Source organism: Hymenobacter siberiensis (assembly GCF_018967865.2).
GTDB lineage: Bacteria > Bacteroidota > Bacteroidia > Cytophagales > Hymenobacteraceae > Hymenobacter > Hymenobacter siberiensis.
Genome location: NZ_JAHLZY020000001.1, coordinates 281,185 through 299,250, shown reverse-complemented (window position 1 = coordinate 299,250; position 18,066 = coordinate 281,185). Strand labels below are relative to the sequence as shown.

General features: G+C 60.0%; 14 protein-coding genes and 1 pseudogene. 5 read left to right on the top strand and 10 right to left on the bottom strand.

Going from position 1 to position 18,066, the window contains the following annotated elements:
• Window positions 1-113: 113 nt before the first annotated feature.
• The 7 genes from KQ659_RS01320 to KQ659_RS01290 all read right to left on the bottom strand — a co-directional run bounded on the left by KQ659_RS01320 (window position 114) and on the right by KQ659_RS01290 (window position 8,613).
• The gene (locus KQ659_RS01320; RefSeq protein ID WP_216679148.1) at window positions 114-1,634 is read right to left on the bottom strand and encodes a murein hydrolase activator EnvC family protein; all 1,521 of its coding nucleotides are present in this window, start codon (window positions 1,632-1,634) and stop codon (window positions 114-116) included.
• 171 nt (window positions 1,635-1,805) lie between these two features.
• On the bottom strand, window positions 1,806-2,594 hold the full coding sequence (locus KQ659_RS01315; RefSeq protein ID WP_216679149.1) for a DUF4292 domain-containing protein: 789 nt from the start codon (window positions 2,592-2,594) through the stop codon (window positions 1,806-1,808).
• Window positions 2,587-4,407, bottom strand: a complete 1,821-nt coding sequence (locus tag KQ659_RS01310; RefSeq protein WP_216679150.1) for a tetratricopeptide repeat protein — start codon at window positions 4,405-4,407, stop codon at window positions 2,587-2,589. The genes KQ659_RS01315 and KQ659_RS01310 overlap by 8 nt, the downstream gene beginning before the upstream one ends.
• 166 nt (window positions 4,408-4,573) lie before the next feature.
• A complete protein-coding gene (locus tag KQ659_RS01305; RefSeq protein ID WP_168671501.1) occupies window positions 4,574-5,584 on the bottom strand; it encodes a sugar phosphate nucleotidyltransferase in 1,011 nt (336 codons plus the stop codon).
• Window positions 5,585-5,710: 126 nt separating this feature from the next.
• Entirely contained in the window at window positions 5,711-6,145 is a 435-nt protein-coding gene (dut, locus tag KQ659_RS01300) for a dUTP diphosphatase (RefSeq protein WP_216679151.1), read from the bottom strand.
• 57 nt (window positions 6,146-6,202) lie between these two features.
• Window positions 6,203-7,714: an oligosaccharide flippase family protein gene (locus tag KQ659_RS01295; protein WP_216679152.1), complete on the bottom strand. Its 1,512-nt coding sequence runs from the start codon at window positions 7,712-7,714 to the stop codon at window positions 6,203-6,205.
• 107 nt (window positions 7,715-7,821) lie between these two features.
• Complete coding sequence (locus KQ659_RS01290; RefSeq protein ID WP_216679153.1) at window positions 7,822-8,613, bottom strand: enoyl-CoA hydratase/isomerase family protein; 792 nt, start codon at window positions 8,611-8,613, stop codon at window positions 7,822-7,824.
• A gap of 244 nt (window positions 8,614-8,857) precedes the next feature.
• Here KQ659_RS01290 and mscL point away from each other — a divergent pair, with 244 nt between their 5' ends.
• Window positions 8,858-9,238 (top strand): large conductance mechanosensitive channel protein MscL, encoded by a 381-nt coding sequence (gene mscL / locus KQ659_RS01285; protein ID WP_216679154.1) that lies wholly within the window; start codon window positions 8,858-8,860, stop codon window positions 9,236-9,238.
• Between the two features lie 240 nt (window positions 9,239-9,478).
• The gene (locus KQ659_RS01280; RefSeq protein WP_216679155.1) at window positions 9,479-9,928 is read left to right on the top strand and encodes a hypothetical protein; all 450 of its coding nucleotides are present in this window, start codon (window positions 9,479-9,481) and stop codon (window positions 9,926-9,928) included.
• A gap of 207 nt (window positions 9,929-10,135) precedes the next feature.
• Here the strand turns inward: KQ659_RS01280 and infB are convergent, their stop codons facing one another.
• From infB to KQ659_RS01265, 3 genes and pseudogenes are all read right to left on the bottom strand, one after another.
• A complete protein-coding gene (infB, locus tag KQ659_RS01275; protein WP_216690415.1) occupies window positions 10,136-13,246 on the bottom strand; it encodes a translation initiation factor IF-2 in 3,111 nt (1,036 codons plus the stop codon).
• Between the two features lie 346 nt (window positions 13,247-13,592).
• A pseudogene (nusA, locus tag KQ659_RS01270) lies at window positions 13,593-14,825 on the bottom strand (transcription termination factor NusA); the annotation flags it as partial.
• A gap of 152 nt (window positions 14,826-14,977) precedes the next feature.
• Window positions 14,978-15,463: an LSm family protein gene (locus KQ659_RS01265; RefSeq protein ID WP_226915689.1), complete on the bottom strand. Its 486-nt coding sequence runs from the start codon at window positions 15,461-15,463 to the stop codon at window positions 14,978-14,980.
• 285 nt (window positions 15,464-15,748) lie between these two features.
• On the opposite strand from KQ659_RS01265, the gene KQ659_RS01260 reads away from it, so the two are divergent.
• From KQ659_RS01260 to KQ659_RS01250, 3 genes are all read left to right on the top strand, one after another.
• Window positions 15,749-16,297: a DUF2911 domain-containing protein gene (locus KQ659_RS01260; RefSeq protein ID WP_226929797.1), complete on the top strand. Its 549-nt coding sequence runs from the start codon at window positions 15,749-15,751 to the stop codon at window positions 16,295-16,297.
• 86 nt (window positions 16,298-16,383) lie between these two features.
• The gene (gene selD, locus KQ659_RS01255; RefSeq protein ID WP_216690416.1) at window positions 16,384-17,427 is read left to right on the top strand and encodes a selenide, water dikinase SelD; all 1,044 of its coding nucleotides are present in this window, start codon (window positions 16,384-16,386) and stop codon (window positions 17,425-17,427) included.
• Window positions 17,428-17,447: 20 nt separating this feature from the next.
• Complete coding sequence (locus KQ659_RS01250; RefSeq protein WP_216690417.1) at window positions 17,448-18,041, top strand: hypothetical protein; 594 nt, start codon at window positions 17,448-17,450, stop codon at window positions 18,039-18,041.
• Window positions 18,042-18,066 lie beyond the last annotated feature (25 nt).

The following is an 18,066-nucleotide window of genomic DNA, read 5'->3' as shown; positions in this document are numbered from 1 at the left end:
CTAAGTTTGTTTTCATAGCTCAGAAAGACCCGCACCTTTGGAGCGGGTTTTTTTATTTCAGCCCGGTTTGGCCTGAGAAAGCGGGTGGAGCCTACGATGGCCCAACGGCCCGGCTACCGGTGGCCCAGCCAGCTTTCGGGGTTCAGGTTAGACGAGTTGTGCCACACCTGAAACTGCACTTCGGACGTGCCCTCGGCATCGGTGGCCACCGTGCCGATGACCTCCTTGGCGCTTACGTGCTGGCCCTCGTGCACGCTCACGGAGCGCAGCTTGGCATACACCGTGAAAAAGTCGCCGTGCTGAATCATGACGATGGTGTTCATGCCCGCGATGTTGGCAATGGTGAGCACCTTGCCATCGAAGCACGACCGCACGGCCTCATCGGCTCCGGTCTGGATGTCGACGCCCCGGTTTTCTACCGTCACATTTTTCAGCACCGGGTGCGGGTGCCGACCAAAGCGCTGGCTGATGAAGCCCCGGCTCACGGGCCAGGGCAGCCGCCCCCGGTTGCCGGCAAAGGAAGACGACAGGCCCGCCGCTTCGGGCGTGAGGGCAATGCGAACGGCGCGGCGGTCGGCGGCGGCTTCGGCGGCCGTTTCGGACGCGTCGCTTTCGGGAGCGGCCGTGGCGTTGTCGGTATCGGAGCTGCTGGCGGTTTCCGGGTCGCGGCGGGTGCGGGCCACGCCGGCGCTATTGCGGGCGGCGGCAGCGCGGCGGGCATCGCGGGCGGCAGCCAGAGCGGCTTCGCGGCGAGCAGCCAGGCGGGCGGCCCGGGCGGCGCGGGCTATTTCCTCGCGCACCCGCTCGGCAATCAGGTTATCGAGGCGGTTCACGGCCTGGCGGCGCTCTTCCAGCTCTTGGCGCAGGCCCTGCTCCTGCTGGCTGAGCTGCTGCACCATGTCGTCTTCTTTCGACTTGAGGCTGAGCAGGTTATTGTTCTCGCTCAGCTGGCTGTTGAGCAGGCTGCTTTTACGCTGTTGCTGCTTCGTCAGGCCCGACAGCTCCTGGTGCAGCCGGTACTGCGTGCCCATGATGCGAGCCGCCTGCCGCTGCCGCTCCTCGGTGTACTGCCGGATGTAGCGCAGCCGCAGCGCAAACTGGTTGAATGACTCCGAGGCAAACAAAAACATAAGCCGGTTGAAGCCGTTGGCCGTTTTTGAAGCCGTGTAAAGCAGCCGTGAATATTCGGCCTTGAGCTGGGCCAGCGTTTGCTGGGTTTGAATAACCTGCTTAGCCGTCTGGTGCACGTTGGTTTCGATGCCCTGCAATTGCGTCGAAATCCCCTGAATAACCTGCTTTTTCACCGTCAGCTTCTCGGTGATGACGTGGAGCTGGCCCAGGCTCACCTTTTTCTTTTCCTGGGTCTGGTTCAGGGCCTGGCTGGTTTTCTGAATCTGGCGGAGGTTGGTCTGGCGCTCGCGCTCCAGCTGCTCCTTGCTTTTGGCGCGGGCCGGCCGGGGGCTGGCGGCAGCCTTTGGGCGGGTGCGGGTGGTCGGCTTAGTGCTACGGGCTGACTTAGCGGGCTGCCGGGCCGGCTTAGCCAGTTTCCTGGGCTTGCGGTTCTGCGCGCCTACGGGCCCGGCCAGCAGCAGCCCCAGCAGGGCGAATAGCCACCACCGGCCGCGAATAGCCATCGCGCCAGCTTTCACCTCTGAAATAAGTGCCTTCTCAGCCTGTACTACCTGCTTATTCAACGTGTACCATTCAAAACCCACCACTTATATGGCAGGGCAAAGGTAATCGGGTGAGTGGTTGTTGATTGTTAATAACAACCAACAACCACTCACCCCCCACTTCCAGACCGGCTACCTGATGCGCCGGAAGCTCTTGGGCACGGCAAAAGGGAAGCTCAGCCGCTCCCGGCCGGTATTCACTTTGTTGTAGTTGATGTCGGCCGTGACCACGCCCGCCGACGACTGCTGTGCCTGAATAACAGTGGAGTATGCGAAAGGCAGGCCCGTCGGCTCATCCAGCGGCTGGAAGTCGGCATAATCGACGGTGAGGTTGCGCTTGGTGGCTTCGTCGCTCATCTTCAGCTGCTGCACGCGGCCAGTGGCGGTTTGCATCAGGCGCTCCACCAGCACATCGGCCAGGGGGTAGCTCACGCGCTGGCGGCCAGCCTCTTCGGCAGCCACGGTGGGCTTGGTACCGGTAGGGGCGGGCAGGTAGTCGCCGAGTAGTAGGGCCTGCATCTGGGCAAAGCTCACGGGCACGTTCAGCAGCTTGCTCAGGTAGTCGTAGCCGCCCGAGAAATAGGTTTTGTCCAGCCGGTTCATCACCCGCACCGAATCGTGGGTGAGCACGGCGCGCACGCCCTCAATACCCGCCAGGCCCGCCGACACCCAGATGATGCTGTCGCGGCGCATGCGCAGCGCCAGGTTAGCCCCCTGCTTATTGCCCTTCATATTAATCTGGGCCTTCCCCTTGGCATTGAGAAAGATGAAGGTAGTATTGATGGCCTGTACCGAGGGCAGGGTGGGCTCCATTATGGGGGTGGAGGTGCCCGGCCCGGCTGCCGAGGCAGTGGTGGGCACGGCCTTGCGGGCGCAGCTGCCCAGCAGCCCCAGGGCCAGCAGTAGCGTAACTTTATTCATACAATTTATGGTCTTTCAATTTTCGCTCCAACAGGTCGGAAGTTCCTCCGATTTTGTGAGCCCGCTGCCATTCCACAGCAGCTTTATCCTTGTCACCGAGCTGGAATAACACGTCGCCGTAGTGCTCGATAATGGAGCCGTCCTTGGTGGTTTGCAGCGCCTTTTCCAGGGCATTTTTGGCCCCGCTATAATCCTTTTGCTTGTAGAGCACCCAGGCATACGTATCCAGATAGGTATCATTGTCGGGAAATTGTTTCACAACTTTGCCAGACATCTGCTTGGCCTTGTCCAGCTTTTCGCCCCGTAACGACAGAAAATAGCTGTAATTATTCAGCACCTGCACATTGTCCGGGTCGCTCACCAAGGCCGACTCGTAGGCCGCATCCGACTTTTCGTATTCGTGTAGCTCGTGGTAGGCATCGCCGAGCTGGGCATCGAACTGGCCCAGCAGCGGCGCGTTATTCACCACCAACCGGCGGCCGTGCTCCAGGGCTTTCACGCCTTTCTGGGGCTGCTTTTTCAGCAGGTGGGCCACGCCGTTGTAGAACCACAGCGACGCCTGGTTGGGAAACAGCTCCAGCGCCCGGCCCGAATGCGCGAGCAGCGAATCGGTCTGGGTCAGCTCGGCATCAATGAGTACCACCTGCTGCCATACCTGGAACTTGGAATTATCGTAGCGCAGGGCTTGCAGGTAGGTATCGCGGGCTTCCTTCTTATGGTCGGTCAGGGTTTGCACATCGCCGGCCACGGCGTAGGATTTCGCATCCTTCGGATAAACTTTGACGGTGGCCGCGGCCAGGTCGCGCACCAGCTGGTTCAGCGGCTCCTTGGGGCTGGGCAGCTGCTTGATGTAGCCCACCAGAATCCGCACTCGGGCGTCAATATCCAGCGCGGGACTGGCGAAGGCCTGGCGCAACTGCTGGTCGGCCTCTTCGTCCTGCTTCTGCTGGCGGTATACTTCCGAGAGTATCAGGTGGGCCTGGGGGTTGTCGGGGTCGAGGCGCAGGGCCTGCTGGGTCACGCGCACGGCGTCGGGCAGGCGATTGTTGCTGGCGTACATCTCAGCCTGGGCCAGCACATAGCGGGGCTCAGTGGGGTTGGCCTTGATGAGCTTTTCGCCCTCGCCCAGGGCCAAGTCCAGCTTATTTTGCTTGAGGTAAATCTGCTGCTTCTTAAAGGAAATCTCATCAACCTGGCCAAATTCCTTTTCGGCCTGGTCCAGGGTGGTGAGGGCTTCGGGCAGGCGGTTCTGGGCCAGGTACAGGTCGGCCAGATTGAACAGGTAGCTGCCCGAGTTAGGCACTTGCTTGATGAGCGCGGCGTAGGTTTTGGTGGCCGCCTCGTACTGCTTCTGGCTGGCCTGCGCCTGGGCCAGCAGCAAGTAGTAATAGGCGTTTTTCGGGTCGAGGCGGGTGGCTGCTTCGGCGTAATTGGTGGCGTCGCGCAGGTTGCCGCTCAGCAGGCTGGCTTCGGCAATCTTGTAATTAACAGCCGCGTTGTCGGGACTCAACGCATGGGCTTTCAGCAGGTTTTCGAGGCCTTTGGCGTAGTCTTCCAGCAGCACGTACTTCACGCCTTCCACAAACAACGCCTCGCTCTGCTCCTTCTCCCGCTCCGACAGGGCGGGTGCGGTGGCGCGCTTCGCCCGTAGCTCGGCTACTTTCTTTTCCAGCTCGCGCTGCTCTTTTTCCAGCACCCGCTGCTCCTTACGGCTCAGCTTGGCGGGCGGCCCAAGGGTCCCCGATGGGGCCTGCGCGTACCCCGGGGCCGTCAGCCCCACCCAAAACAGCAGACTCAGAACAACTTGACGCATATACAAGAAAGCCGGGCCTGAGGTCCGGCCCACGAAATTACGGGGAATAGTAATGGCAGCGGGAAGCGGGAAGTGAGGCGTGGTAATTGCCGCTCTCACCGATAACGGGATAAGCTACCAATTAATTTCACCCCACTTCCCGCTTCTCACTGCCCGCCGCTGGCCATCACACCCGCAGCTGGTTATAATCGCCAAGGCTCAGGTCATCGGGCGTGCCGGTCACGGTGGCGAAGTTGCCAATCATCGAATTGCTGATAACCGCGTTCAGCACCGAGGCCGACTGCTGCACAATGGAGTTCGACAGGCGCGAGTCGCGCACGTTGGAGTGCGCACCCAACGAAACGTGCGGCCCCACCACCGAATCGGTAATGATAGCGCCCTCGCCGATGTACACTGGCTCCAGCAGCACCGAATTGGTGATTTTGGCCGACTCGTGCACCAGCGACTCGCCGCGCTCCTTCAGGTACTCCAGGTAGCGCTGGTTGGTGAAGACCGTGGCGTCCTTGTTGCCGCAGTCGAGCCACTCGGTCACGCGGCCGGGTACGAAGACGGTGCCTTTGTTCTTCATATTTTCCAGGGCATTGGTGAGCTGGTACTCGCCCTTGTCCTTGATGTCATTGTCGAGCAGGTATTGCAGCTCGGTACGCAGGTACTCGCCGTCCTGGAAATAGTAGATGCCGATGATGGCCAAGTCCGACACAAATGTCTGGGGCTTCTCCACGAAATCGGTGATGCGGCCCTGGGCATCCAGTTTCACCACGCCGAAGGGCTTGGGGTCGGCCACCTGCTGCACCCAGATGGTACCGGGCACGCTGGAATCCAGCGTGAAATCGGCCTTAAACAGCGTATCGGCAAAAGCCACCACCAGCGGGCCGGTCAAGGAATCCTTGGCGCACAGAATGGCGTGGGCCGTGCCCAGCGGCTCGTCCTGGTACACGATGGTGCCCTTGGCCCCCACCGATTCCGCAATTTTCACCAGGCTCTTCTCCACCTCGGCCCCAAAGCGGCCAATAATGAAGGCCACCTCGTCCACCGGCTCGCCGCACACCTTGGCAATATCCTCCACGAGGCGCTGCACAATGGGCTTGCCCGCAATGGGAATGAGGGGCTTGGGAACGGTGAGGGTGTGGGGGCGCATGCGTTTGCCCATGCCGGCCATCGGAACGATGATTTTCATATTTATTTTAAAGAGAGTTGGTTAATAGTTATGGGTGCAAAGCAAGTGTAGTGCGAAGCGGTGCTTCGCAAATACCAACGGCTCTGACTAATTAAGCAGCAAGAAGCCGCAAAGCACCGCTTCGCACTACACGCCCGTACTTCCATACCCGCCCGCGCCGCGTTGGGTTACACTCAGTTCCTCAACGGGCTGCCAGGCAATGGTTTCGTGTTTGGCAACTATCAGCTGGGCAATGCGTTCGCCGTCATTTACCACGAAAGGCTCGTTGGATAAATTCACGAGCAGCACCCGGATTTCGCCCCGGTAGTCGGCATCAATTGTTCCCGGACTGTTCACGATGCCAATGCCGTGCTTCACGGCCAGGCCGCTGCGGGGGCGCACCTGAGCCTCATAGCCCACCGGAATTTCCAGGCTCAGGCCGGTAGGAATAAGCTGGCGCTCCAGCGGCCCGAGCGTGACGGGGCCAGCTGTGAGATGAGCGCGCAGGTCGAGGCCGGCAGCGTGGGGCGTTTGGTATTCGGGCAGCGGGTGGCCCGAGTTATTGATAACGGGAATTTGCATGAGCAGTGATAAGGGAACGGGCAAAGATAGTCCCATGCCTATACTATCCTAACCTGTCTATGCCTCGGCAACACGCATTGCCGGCCGGGGCCGCTCCACCCCGTACAGCGCCAGCAGGAAGGCCACCGTCAGGCCCGCGTGCCAGGCGTGGCGCAGCCACCAGCCCGCTGGCTGCACCCACCAGCCCAGTGCCACCAGCCCCGAGGCAAACACCAGCCACAGTCCCAGCCGCAACGCCGGATACGGCACCGGAAAGTGCCGCTCGCCCAGCTGCCAGCATAGCACCGCCATCATGAAATAGACCGCCAGCGTGGCAATGGCGCAGCCCAGGTAGCCCAGCACGGGTATCAGCAGGAAGTTGAGGGCAATGGTGAGCACCGCGCCGCCCACCCCGATATAGGTGCCGTAATAGGTTTTGTCCGTGAGCTTGAACCACACCGACAGGTTGTAGTACACGCCCAGAAACAGATTGGCCAGCAGCAGAATGGGCACTACCACCAGTCCCTGCAGGTACTCCGGCCGCTGCAGAAACACCTGCCCAAAGTCTTCCACGTTCAGGCTGATGCCCACGAAAATCACGGCGCAGCACAGCGTGAACCACTTCAGAATCATGGCAAACGTGGCCGGCGAATTCTTCTCGGTACTCTGAGAAAAGAAGAATGGCTCGGCCGCGTACCGAAACGCCTGAATGACCAGCGACATGAAAATACTGAGCTTGTAGCACGCCCCGTAAATACCCACCGCCGTCAGGCTGCTCTGGCCGGGGTAAAAGTCTTTGGGCAACCAGATGGGCAGCAGAATCCGGTCCAGCGTTTCGTTCACCATGCCCGCCAGCCCCATAAACATAAGCGGGTAGGCATACTTCAGCAACGGCCGCAGCGGCTCCAGATTCAGGCGGAAACGGAAGTCCAGCAGCTCGCGCCACAGCAGCAGCAGCGTGAAGCCGCTCGCCACCAAAGTTGAGATAAACACGTAGCCCACTCCCAAAGTGGGGTCGTAGAGCTTTGCCACCAGCGGCTGCAGGCCGGGCAGCAGCTTGCCACCAGCCACGGCGGGGCACAGCAGCAGGAAGAACACGTTGAGCGCCACCGTGGCCAGAATGTTAGCCAGCTTAATGGCGGCAAACTTGCGGGCCTTGTTCTCCAGCCGCAGCCGGGCAAAGGGAATGGCCGACAGCGCATCCAGGCCCAGAATCAGCGCCATCCACACGCCATACCGCTCGTTGCCGGGCGGAATGCTCAGCAGCGCCAGCAGCGGTTTCGACAGCAGTAGCAGCACCGCCGTGAGCCCGGCGGTGCTCACCAGCAGCAGACTCAGCACCCGGTCGTACAGCTCCCGGCGGTCTGTCCCCGGCCGGTTGGCAAAGCGGAAATACGTCGTTTCCATCCCGTAGGTGAATACCACGTTCAGGAATGACACATAGGCAAATATCCCCGTCACGATGCCGAACTCCGCCGCCGCAAATACCCCCGTGTACAGCGGCGTCAGCAGGTAGGAAAACACCCGGCCCACAATGCTGCTCACGCCGTACACCGCCGTCTGGGAGGCTAATTTTTTAGCTACACTCATTCGAAACAAATTAAAAATTGCGAATTAAAAATTAAAAATTGGCTCAAATGGTGGGCACTTGGCAGTTCTGCTGCTCATTTTTAATTTTTAATTATTCATTTTTAATTTCACTTCCCCGTGAACACCGCCGGGCGCTTCTCCACAAAGGCCGTGGTGCCTTCCTTGAAATCCTCGCTCTCGAAGGCCCGCTCAAACGCCTGGGCTTCGGTTTCGTAGCCATCGGCATCCTTGGCGTAGTGCGCGTTCACGCAGTCCAGCACCAGGCCCACGGCCAGCGGGGCCTTGCCCAGAATTTTGGTCAGCAGCTGCGTACAGAAAGGCAGCAGCTCGGCTTGGGGCACTACGTGGTTCACCAGGCCCAGGCGCAGGGCCTCGTCGGCCTTCACCATGTCGGCCGTCAGCAGCAGCTCAATGGCCTTGCCTTTACCGATGAGCTGGGGCAGGCGCTGGGTGCCGCCGTAGCCGGGAGGTAAGCCCAGGTTCACTTCAGGCTGCCCAAACCGGGCATTGTCCGACGCCACGCGCATGTGGCAGGCCATAGCCAGCTCGCAGCCGCCGCCCAGTGCAAAGCCGTTCACGGCTGCCACCACAGGCTTAGTGCTGGCCTCGATGCGGGCAAACGCCTCCTGCCCCGCTAAAGAAGCCCGACCGGCCCGGTCGGGCGTGAGGGCGGCCAGCTCTGCAATATCGGCCCCGGCCACAAACGCCTTCTCGCCGCTGCCCGTCAGGATAATGCCGCGCACCTGCGGCTCGGCCAGCGCCTGCTGCACGGCTGCGTCGATATCGGCTATGGTGGCTGCGTTCAGGGCATTGAGCTTGGTGGGGCGATTGATGGTGATGGTGAGGATGCCGCTGGCAGCATCCAGGTCGTAGAGCAGGTTTTCGAAAGAAGCAGACATAGCAGCGAAATAAAGAGGCCCCGAAATGCGGTTGGCAGCGCCAAAGATAGGACACGCACCGGCCCATGCCGGTCGGGATAATTACCCGGCTCAACGCCTGGCGCATCCATTTCAACCAAAACCGGCCCCAACACTTTCCGAAACAACCCACCTTTGCAACAGTAAACAGAAGTAAGTATTTGAATTTAAATACTTAGTTTGGCGCCAGACCTACCCCTTTTTCACTCCCAACTCCTTAACTACTATGGGCTTTGTTTCCGAATTTAAAGAATTTATCTCCAAAGGCAATGTGCTCGACCTAGCGGTCGGCGTTATCATCGGCGGCGCATTTGGCAAAATCGTATCCTCGCTCACCGACGATGTCATCATGCCAATTGTGGGCTTGATTGGTGGCAAGCCCGATTTTTCGGCGATTAACGTCGGCCCCGTCAAAATCGGTTTATTCATGAATGCCGTTGTGGGTTTCCTCATCCTGGCGCTCATCATCTTCTTTATCGTGAAGGGTGCCAACAGCATCAAGAAGAAACCGCTTGAGATAGTAGCCGCGCCCGCGTCCCCGCCGCCCACCACCGACCAGCAGCTGCTCATGGAAATCCGCGACTCGCTGCGCGCCGGCCGCGCCTAAGTTGCCCATTCCGTTCAACCGGAAAAAACCGTGGTTTGCCGAGTGGCAGGCCACGGTTTTCGCCTTTTTTGCTTCAACCATTCGTTTTATTCAAGGCAGTTAATTGGTCGATTCAAAATAAGTTGCCAACTTAGGGGCCACCTAACGCCCCGGGCCGTCCTTTTAGGTAGCCGTATTGAACCACCCCATTGTCTCAATCGTTAGGCCGCTATCCTGCTCCCCTCACTCCCATTGCGCCCCATGAAAGTATTGTTTGTTGCCGCACTTTTCGGCGGCTTGAGTTTCGGAGCTTCCTCGGTAGCTCACGCCCAGACCGGCCCCGCTTTCCCCATGCCCGGCAAAGCATCCAGCGAAGAAGATGCCCGCGTCACCACGGCCAACAATGCCCAGGAGCTGGCCCGCAACCAGCGCCGCGCCGCCATGTCGCCCGATGAAGTGAAGCGCGACCAGCAGCTTGAGCTGCTCGAAGCCCGCACCGGCAACACCAGTTTCGGTGCCCGCGGCCCCGATCGCCAGTTCGACTCCAACCGTAGCGGCAACGGCTTCATGGTTCGCAAGTTCAAGACCCAGCCCGGCAAGCCCGGCTACGTGAGTAAGCGCGGCATGGGCCACACCGCTGGCAGCTCCAATCCGACTGGCAAGCCATTGGTACACAAGCACAAAAGCAAACACAAGCTTCTATTCTTCTAGACCACGGATTAACGCGGATTTTAACGGATTTCACGGATTTTGTGGACGATTGTAAACATCACAAAGGCTGCCCTACAGGGCAGCCTTTTTTGCTTTTAAGTGAGGATTAATTGAGTATAGAAAAGCAAAAAGGCTTGCCGTGTGGCAAGCCTTTTTGCTTTTCTACGTCATCCACGAAATCCGTTAAAATCCGCGCTAATCCGTGGTCTAGAGTGTGCGCTTGATTTCCTTTTCTTCGAAGCCTTCGATGTTGTCACCTTCAATAAGCTCGTTGAAGCCTTTGATGGAGATACCACATTCGTAGCCCTGGCGTACTTCACTCACATCGTCTTTGAAACGCTTGAGGTCCTGGATATCGCCGGTGTACATCACGATGCCGTTGCGAACCACGCGCACCTTGGTTTTGCGGGTCAGGGTGCCTTCCGTCATCATACAGCCGGCAATGGTGCCCACTTTGGTGATGTTGAACACCATGCGTACTTCGGCATTGGCAGTCACCACTTCCTGCACCGTTGGGGCCAGCATGCCTTCCATGGCATCCTTCACCTCATTGATGGCGTTGTAAATGATGGAGTACAAACGGATGTCAATCTGCTCGTTCTCAGCCAGCTTGCGTGCACTCTGCGAGGGCCGCACCTGGAAGCCGATGATGATGGCGTCGGAGGCCGAAGCCAGCAGCACGTCGCTTTCCGAGATGGCACCCACCCCTTTCGAGAGGATGTTCACCTTCACTTCCGGCGTGCTTAGTTTCAGCAGCGAGTCGGAAAGTGCTTCCACCGAGCCATCCACGTCGCCCTTCACCAGGATGTTGAGTTCCTTGAACGAACCGATAGCCAAACGGCGACCAATTTCGTCCAGCGTGATATGCTTCTTGGTCCGGATGGTTTGCTCGCGGGCCAACTGGAGGCGCTGAGTAGCCATTTCGCGGGCTTCGCGCTCCGTTTCCATTACCTGGATACGGTCGCCAGCCTGCGGGGCTCCGGTCAAGCCGAGCACCTGCACCGGCGTAGCGGGCGGCGCAGTCTTCATTTTCTTGCCGCGATGGTCGGTCATGGCCTTCACGCGGCCAAAGTGCGGGCCGGCGAGGATAATGTCGCCCACGTTCAGCGTACCGGTTTGCACCAGCACGGTGGTTACGTAGCCACGGCCTTTGTCAAGCGAGGCTTCAATCACGGTACCGATGGCACCGCGGTCAGGATTCGCTTTCAGGTCGAGCAATTCGGCCTCCAGCAGCACCTTCTCCAGTAGCTCCTCAATACCAATGCCCGATTTGGCCGAAACCTCCTGGCTCTGGTATTTACCACCCCACTCTTCCACCAGAATGTTAATCTGGGAAAGCTCCTCACGGATTTTCTCGGGGTTGGCCGACTGCTTGTCAATCTTGTTGAGGGCGATGATAATCGGCACCCCGGCAGCCTGCGCGTGGTTGATGGCTTCCTTAGTCTGCGGCATCACCGAGTCGTCGGCGGCTACCACGATGATAGCAATATCCGTCACCTTGGCACCACGGGCACGCATGGCCGTAAAGGCTTCGTGACCAGGCGTATCAAGGAAAGTAATGGCTTGGCCCGTTTTGGTGCGCACTTCGTAGGCACCAATGTGCTGCGTAATACCACCGGCTTCGCCTTTGGCCACACTCGCATCGCGGATGTAGTCAAGCAGCGAAGTTTTGCCGTGGTCGACGTGGCCCATGATGGTCACGATGGGGGCACGGGGCTTGAGGTCTTCCTCGGCATCGCCGGCGTCAACATCAATTTCCTCTTCCTCAGCCGACAGGAACTCCACGTCAAAGCCAAATTCATCGGCAATCACGGTAATGGCTTCGGCATCTAGACGCTGGTTGATGGACACGAACATACCCATGCCCAGACACACCTTGATTACCTCGTTCACGTTCACGTCCATCAGCGAGGCCAAGTCATTGGCCGAGATGAATTCGGTGAGCTTGAGGGTCTTGGCGTCGAGCTCGTTCTGTGCGCGCAGGGCCTCGCGGTCCTCTGCCAGCATGCTGCGCTTGTCGCGGCGGTACTTGGCGCGGTTCTGATTGTTGCCGCCCTTGTTGCCACCGAGCTTGGCCAGCGTGGCCTTAATCTGCTCCTGAATCTGCTTTTCAGCCTGCTCAGGGGTGAGTGCGGGAGCGTTAGGCTTGGGAGCCGACTGGCCGGGGCGCTGGCCGGGACCACTGGGACGGTTACCGCCGGGACCATTATTGGGCCGGTTGCCCTGATAGCCACCACCCGTGCCACCACCTGCAGGGCGGTTGCCCTGATAGCCGGGGCTGGGCGGGCTGGTGGTGCTGCCGGGAGGGCCGGGCAAGCGGGTGCGCTTCTTCTGGCCGGGGCCAGCGGGCAGACCGCGCTTGCTCACATCAGACGAAGCAATGGGACGGGGGCCACGGCCACCCGGCCCACGCCGGTCATTGTTGATAGACGACAGGTCGATTTTACCGAGAACGGTCAGGCCTTTCAGCGTGTCCGACTTCGCTACGATGGTGCTGGTATCTTCGGGCGCAGCAGCGGGTTCGGCTGGCACAACCGGAGGCACAGCAGCAGGTGCTACGGCGGCCGGAGCGGCTGGTGCAGCAGCGACAGGAGCAGCAACCGGAGTAGCGGCAACTACCGGCGCAGCGGCAACCTGAGCCGGAGCCACCGGCTCAGCTTTGGCTACGTGCTGGGCCACGGGTGCCGGAGCAGCAACCGGTGCCGGGGCAGCCGGAGCTTCTGCTTTCGGCGCGGAAGCAGCCGGAGCCTCCACTTTCGGAGCTACGGGAGCGGGAGCGAGTGCCGCAGCAGCCGGAGCGGCAGCCACGGGAGCCGGGGCAGCGGCCCGGGGCGGAACCACACGGCCTTTGCTGTCCAGCTCAATTTTACCCAGCACTTTAAGGCCGAGTACGCTGGGAGCAGGGGCTGGCGCGGCCACTACCGGAGCAGCAGGCGCGGCCGGAGCCGATGCTGGCGCGGGGGCAACCGGAGCCACCGCCGGAGCGGCAGCTACCGGAGCTGCCACGGGCGCGGCGGGCTTAGGAGCCGGGGCGTGCACAGCCACGGGCGCAGGCCGGGGGGCCGGCGCGGGGGGCTTAGGCGCGGCGTCGAGGTCGCTCTGGCGCTTGGCCTGAATGACTTTCTGGGCTTCTTGACGGTCGTGGGCAGAGGCCGCGAATTCCTTCTCCAGCGAGGCCACTTGCTCACCGGTGAGTTTCGTAGTCGGCTTGTTCTCTACTTGTATACCTTTCTTGGCCAGGGCTTCTACCACCCTGTCCATTCCAATATTCAGGTCTTTGGCTGCCTGTTGTAGCCGTTTCGGGGTTGCTTCCGCCATTTATCTTTTCTCGCGTAACGATACGCTTCTAGGTACAAAGGTATTACATTAAATCTTGCCAGCAGGGTGCAAACCGTGCCTACTGGCTCGATTTGTTACCCTTGCCGTACCGGCCGCGCGGCCGTCATTGGGCTGGCTCGGCGGGAGAGCTCGCGCCCGCTTCCTCAATCGTTGGTTGGTTTTCGTTGGTCATTTCAGTCACCAGAGGGGTATGCTCGGGGGTTGTGTCGGTTTCCGAAGCGTGCGTGACCGCAGCTTCTTCCTCGGCCACTTCAACCGTTTTGCCGGTAGCAACGCGGTTTTTAGCCGATTCCAACGAGTTTTCGTCGAGGTCTTCGTCGTCGGCAAATTCCTGACGGATAATGCGGTACACATCGTCCACCATTTCTTCCTCCAACTCCGTGCGGCGCACGATGTCGTCTTTCTTCACCGCCAGTACGGCACGGCCAGTATCCAAACCGATTTTTTTCAGCTCGGCCAGTACCCAAGGCTCGATTTCGTCCTGGAACTCGTCCAGCGAAATATCTTCCTCGTAGTCGATGGCTTCGCGGAACACGTCGATTTCCATGCCCACCAACCGGCTGGCCAACTTAATGTTGGCACCGCCACGGCCGATGGCCAGGCTCACCTGGTCGGGCTTCATGAATACGGAAACCCGGCCGTTCTCCTGGTTTATCTTCATAGAACCTACTTTGGCCGGCGATAGTGCCCGCGCAATATAAAGCTCTAAGTTATCAGTATAATTGATAATATCGATATTTTCATTTTCCAGCTCGCGCACCACCGGGTGAATGCGGCTGCCCTTCATGCCCACGCAGGCACCCACGGGGTCAATGCGCTCGTCGTAGCTTTCTACGGCTACTTTGGCGCGTTCGCCGGGCTCGCGCACTACGTTTTTGATAACGATGAGGCCATCGTAAATCTCGGGCACTTCCAGCTCGAACAAGCGCTCGAGGAAAGCGGGTGCGGCACGGGAGAGGATGATTTTCGGCGTGCCGTTAATCACTTCCACGCGGTGTACTACAGCCCGTACGGTATCGCCCTTGCGGAAACGGTCCTTGGGGATTTGCTCACCTTTCGGCATCACCAGCTCGTTGTCGTCCTTGTCCATGATGAGAGCCTCACGGCTCCACACCTGGTACACTTCACCGGTCACAATTTCGCCTACCTGGTCCTTGTACTTCTGGTACAGGTTGTCGCGCTCGAGGTCTTTCACGCGCTGAATCAGCGTTTGACGGGCCATGAGCACGGCGCGGCGGCCGAAATCCTCCAGCTTCACGCCTTCGGCCACGGACTCGCCTACTTCAAAGTCGGGCTCGATTTTCTGCGCCTCGGCCAGTGGAATTTTATCGTGGTCCCAGATATCCTCCGAGTTATCGTCCACGATTTCGCGGTTGCGCCAGATTTCGAGGTCACCGTTATCAGGGTTGATGATAACGTCGAAGTTTTCGTCCTGGTCGTATTTCTTCCGAATCATGGTACGAAACACGTCGTCCAGGATGCTCATCATCGTGGGCCGGTCAATGTTCTTGCTCCGGGCGAATTCGCCGAAGGATTCAATGAGTTCGTGGCTGTTCATAAATCACTGATTTCACGGATTTTTCACGGATTTCACGGATTTTGTAGTCGATTTCGTTGCAGAGGTACTCTGCTTTAGGACATGTATAGAGCGCTGGGGGCGGTGTCTACAAAATCCGTGAAATCCGCTAAAATCCGAAAAATCAGTGATTATTACTTGAAGGAAATAACAACCTTGGCCTCCTGAATGTCCCCGAAAGGGAAAAAGGCGGCGGGCAGGGTCGTTTTCTTGGTTTTCTGTTTGATAACTTCTTCGATTTCCACGCCCTCGGCGGTGGCGGCGGTGAGGGTGCCGGTTTTCTCGGTACCGTCGGCCAGCTTGAGGGCCAGCGAGCGGCCGATATGGCGCGGGTACTGGCGCGGGTCGGTGAGGGGCTGGTCGGCACCGGGGCTGGTGACTTCCAGGGAATAGGCGGATTCTTCGCCGTAGTGCTCGTCGATGCGACGGGCCAGACGGCGGCTAATGGTAGCGCAGGCCTGAATGGCGAGGCCGTTGGGGCCGTCGAGGGTGACGGTGACCTTGGGCAGCACCGAATCGGACAAGGTGAGGCTCACGATGAACAGCTCTTCTTCGCCGATGGCGTCGTGGAGCATTTCCAGCAGCAGGTTGCGGTCGAAGTGCATAGGGTTCTGAAACAAGCGGGCAAAAAAAGAGGGGACTGCGCGTCCCCTCTTTATCAGATTGAATACCAACTTCGGGGCAAAGGTACGACAATTGGCCGCCGAAAGCAAGATGGAGCCGTGCGGCGGCCCCTCCCCTGCTCCCGCGGGGCGAACGGCCAAAGTGCCGGGCGTAAGGAAATGATTGCGGCAACGCCAGCGGCAATCGCTGGCGTTGGTAAACCTCGGCGGCTGATGTGGGGTTTGCGAGTCGCCGGCCAACCTTCACGGCCTCGTTCACCCTCATTTTCAAATCTCTTTTTCATGAAAGCTTTCCCGATTCTTCGCACCGCTGCTTTCGGCCTGACGCTGGTGCTGGCCGGTGCCGGTGCCCACGCCCAAACGATGCCCGCCACCATGTCGGCTCCCGCTAAGGACGCAGCCAAGCCCAGCCCGGCGGCCACCACAACCGGCAAGATTGGCGCGGCCGATGTGACCGTGAAATACAGCAGCCCGGGCGTGAAAGGCCGCAAGATTTTCGGCGGGCTGGAGCCGTATGGCAAAGTATGGCGCGCCGGGGCCAACGAGGCCACCACGGTGGAATTCAGCAAAGCCGTGACGGTGGGAGGCAAAGCCCTGCCCGCCGGCAAGTATGGCTTCTTCGTGATTCCGACCGCAGGAGCGTGGACGGTCATCTTTAATAAGGTATCCAACCAGTGGGGCGCTTTCAAGTACGATGAGAAGCAGGATGCGCTGCGCGTGATGGTGACGCCCCGCAAAACGGCCCTCACCGAGCGGCTGGCCTATGAGGTGACGCCCAAGGCCCTGGTGCTGCGCTGGGAGAACGTAGAATTGCCCGTGGCCATCAAATAGCCGCTATTTACTGAATGGAAAGTAAGCGGGCGGCCCATGGTGGGCCGCCCGCTTACTTTTATGCTTTCGCTCGACTTTAGCAACCCATGGAATACAAGCTCACTCAATACAGCCACGGTGCGGGCTGCGGCTGCAAAATCGCGCCGGCCGTGCTCGACCAGATGCTGCACACCAGCATTGCCCAGCCCCAGCACCCCAACCTGCTGGTGGGCAACGCCAGCCGCGACGACGCGGCCGTGTACGACATTGGCGGCGGCCAGGCGGTGATTTCGACTACCGACTTTTTTATGCCCATCGTGGATGATGCCTATGATTTCGGGCGCATTGCGTCGGCCAACGCTATTTCGGATGTGTATGCGATGGGCGGCCGGCCGCTGCTGGCCATTGCCGTGCTGGGCTGGCCCGTGGATAAGCTGCCGCCCGAGGTAGCGCGCCGCGTGCTGGAAGGGGCGCGTAGCATCTGCGCCGAGGCGGGCATTCCGCTGGCGGGCGGGCACAGCATCGACTCACCGGAGCCTATTTTTGGTTTGGCCGTGACGGGCATGGTTGATGTTAAAGACCTGAAGCAGAATGATACGGCTACGGCTGGCTCAGAATTGTTTCTGACCAAGCCGTTGGGCGTGGGCATCATGACGACGGCTCAGAAAAAAGGTATTCTGCGGGATGAGGACGCCGATATCGCGCCGGCTCAGATGATGCAGCTGAACAAGATTGGCGCGGACCTGAGCAAGCTAACCGCCGTGACGGCCCTGACGGATGTGACGGGCTTTGGCCTGCTTGGCCACCTGGCCGAGGTGTGCGAAGGCAGCCACCTGACGGCTGAAATCGACTTCAATAAAGTACCGCGCATCGCGGCAGCCGAAGACTACCTGAAGCAGGGCAGCGTGCCCGGCGGCACAGGCCGCAACTGGGCCAGCTACGGCCACAAAATAGGTGCGGTGACGGACGAGCAGCGGGCGTGGCTTTGTGACCCGCAGACTTCGGGCGGGCTGCTGGTGTGCGTGGACCCAGCCGGGCGTGCGGCCGTGGAAGAAGTATTTGCCCGGTTTGGGCTGGCGCTGGAAAGCTTTGGCCACCTGCGCGCGCACACCGACGGCGAGGCCTGGGTGCAGGTGCAGGTGCAGGCGTAGCGCCGGGCAGTTTTTTCGGCATGAAATCGACTTTCTTCCGCCCGTTGCTCGAAGCGGCCATCGTGCTGTTTGTGGTGCTGGGGGCGGCACGCTGGGTGACGGGCCTGTTCGCAAAGCGTACCCAGGTGTACCAGACCACGGCGGCGCGGCAAATGCGGCTGCTATTCTGGCCGCTGCTGGCGCTGGGCGCGGGCTTGAGCGTGCTGCCGGCCGTGGCCATGGGCAGCACGCCGGTGAGCGGGTTCGAGTGGGCCCTGACGCTGGGCTTTATGGCCTTCACGCTGGGGCTGAGCGGACCGGCGCTGCTGCTGCATCTGCGCTACTGGGTGCTGAACCACGATACGGTGCTGGTTTTTCAGCCCGTTGATAATCGGTTTGAAGTGTATGCGGCGGGCCAGCGGCTGCCATTCGAGCGGCGCGACCTGGCCTGCGTGGAGCACGTGACGTGCAGCGCCCGCCGCACCTTCTGGGCAAAATATGACTACCTGACGCTGCACCTGCACGATGGCCGCAGCATTACCCTCACCTCGCTGCTCACGGAGCTGGAGCCGCTGGCGGTATTCCTGCGCAGCCTGCCAACGGACCGGCGCATTAAAGCCTGGTGCTGGGTGTAGCGGAGCTGGCTATATGAGCCCATCA

Coding starts and splice junctions, on each gene's coding strand:
- mscL (WP_216679154.1), top strand. CDS start 8,858: ATGGGCTTTGTTTCCGAATTTAAAGAATTTATCTCCAAAGGCAATGTG.
- KQ659_RS01260 (WP_226929797.1), top strand. CDS start 15,749: ATGAAAGCTTTCCCGATTCTTCGCACCGCTGCTTTCGGCCTGACGCTG.
- infB (WP_216690415.1), bottom strand. CDS start 13,246: ATGGCGGAAGCAACCCCGAAACGGCTACAACAGGCAGCCAAAGACCTG.
- KQ659_RS01310 (WP_216679150.1), bottom strand. CDS start 4,407: ATGCGTCAAGTTGTTCTGAGTCTGCTGTTTTGGGTGGGGCTGACGGCC.
- KQ659_RS01280 (WP_216679155.1), top strand. CDS start 9,479: ATGAAAGTATTGTTTGTTGCCGCACTTTTCGGCGGCTTGAGTTTCGGA.
- KQ659_RS01315 (WP_216679149.1), bottom strand. CDS start 2,594: ATGAATAAAGTTACGCTACTGCTGGCCCTGGGGCTGCTGGGCAGCTGC.
- dut (WP_216679151.1), bottom strand. CDS start 6,145: ATGCAAATTCCCGTTATCAATAACTCGGGCCACCCGCTGCCCGAATAC.
- KQ659_RS01250 (WP_216690417.1), top strand. CDS start 17,448: ATGAAATCGACTTTCTTCCGCCCGTTGCTCGAAGCGGCCATCGTGCTG.
- selD (WP_216690416.1), top strand. CDS start 16,384: ATGGAATACAAGCTCACTCAATACAGCCACGGTGCGGGCTGCGGCTGC.
- KQ659_RS01290 (WP_216679153.1), bottom strand. CDS start 8,613: ATGTCTGCTTCTTTCGAAAACCTGCTCTACGACCTGGATGCTGCCAGC.
- KQ659_RS01320 (WP_216679148.1), bottom strand. CDS start 1,634: ATGGCTATTCGCGGCCGGTGGTGGCTATTCGCCCTGCTGGGGCTGCTG.
- KQ659_RS01295 (WP_216679152.1), bottom strand. CDS start 7,714: ATGAGTGTAGCTAAAAAATTAGCCTCCCAGACGGCGGTGTACGGCGTG.
- KQ659_RS01305 (WP_168671501.1), bottom strand. CDS start 5,584: ATGAAAATCATCGTTCCGATGGCCGGCATGGGCAAACGCATGCGCCCC.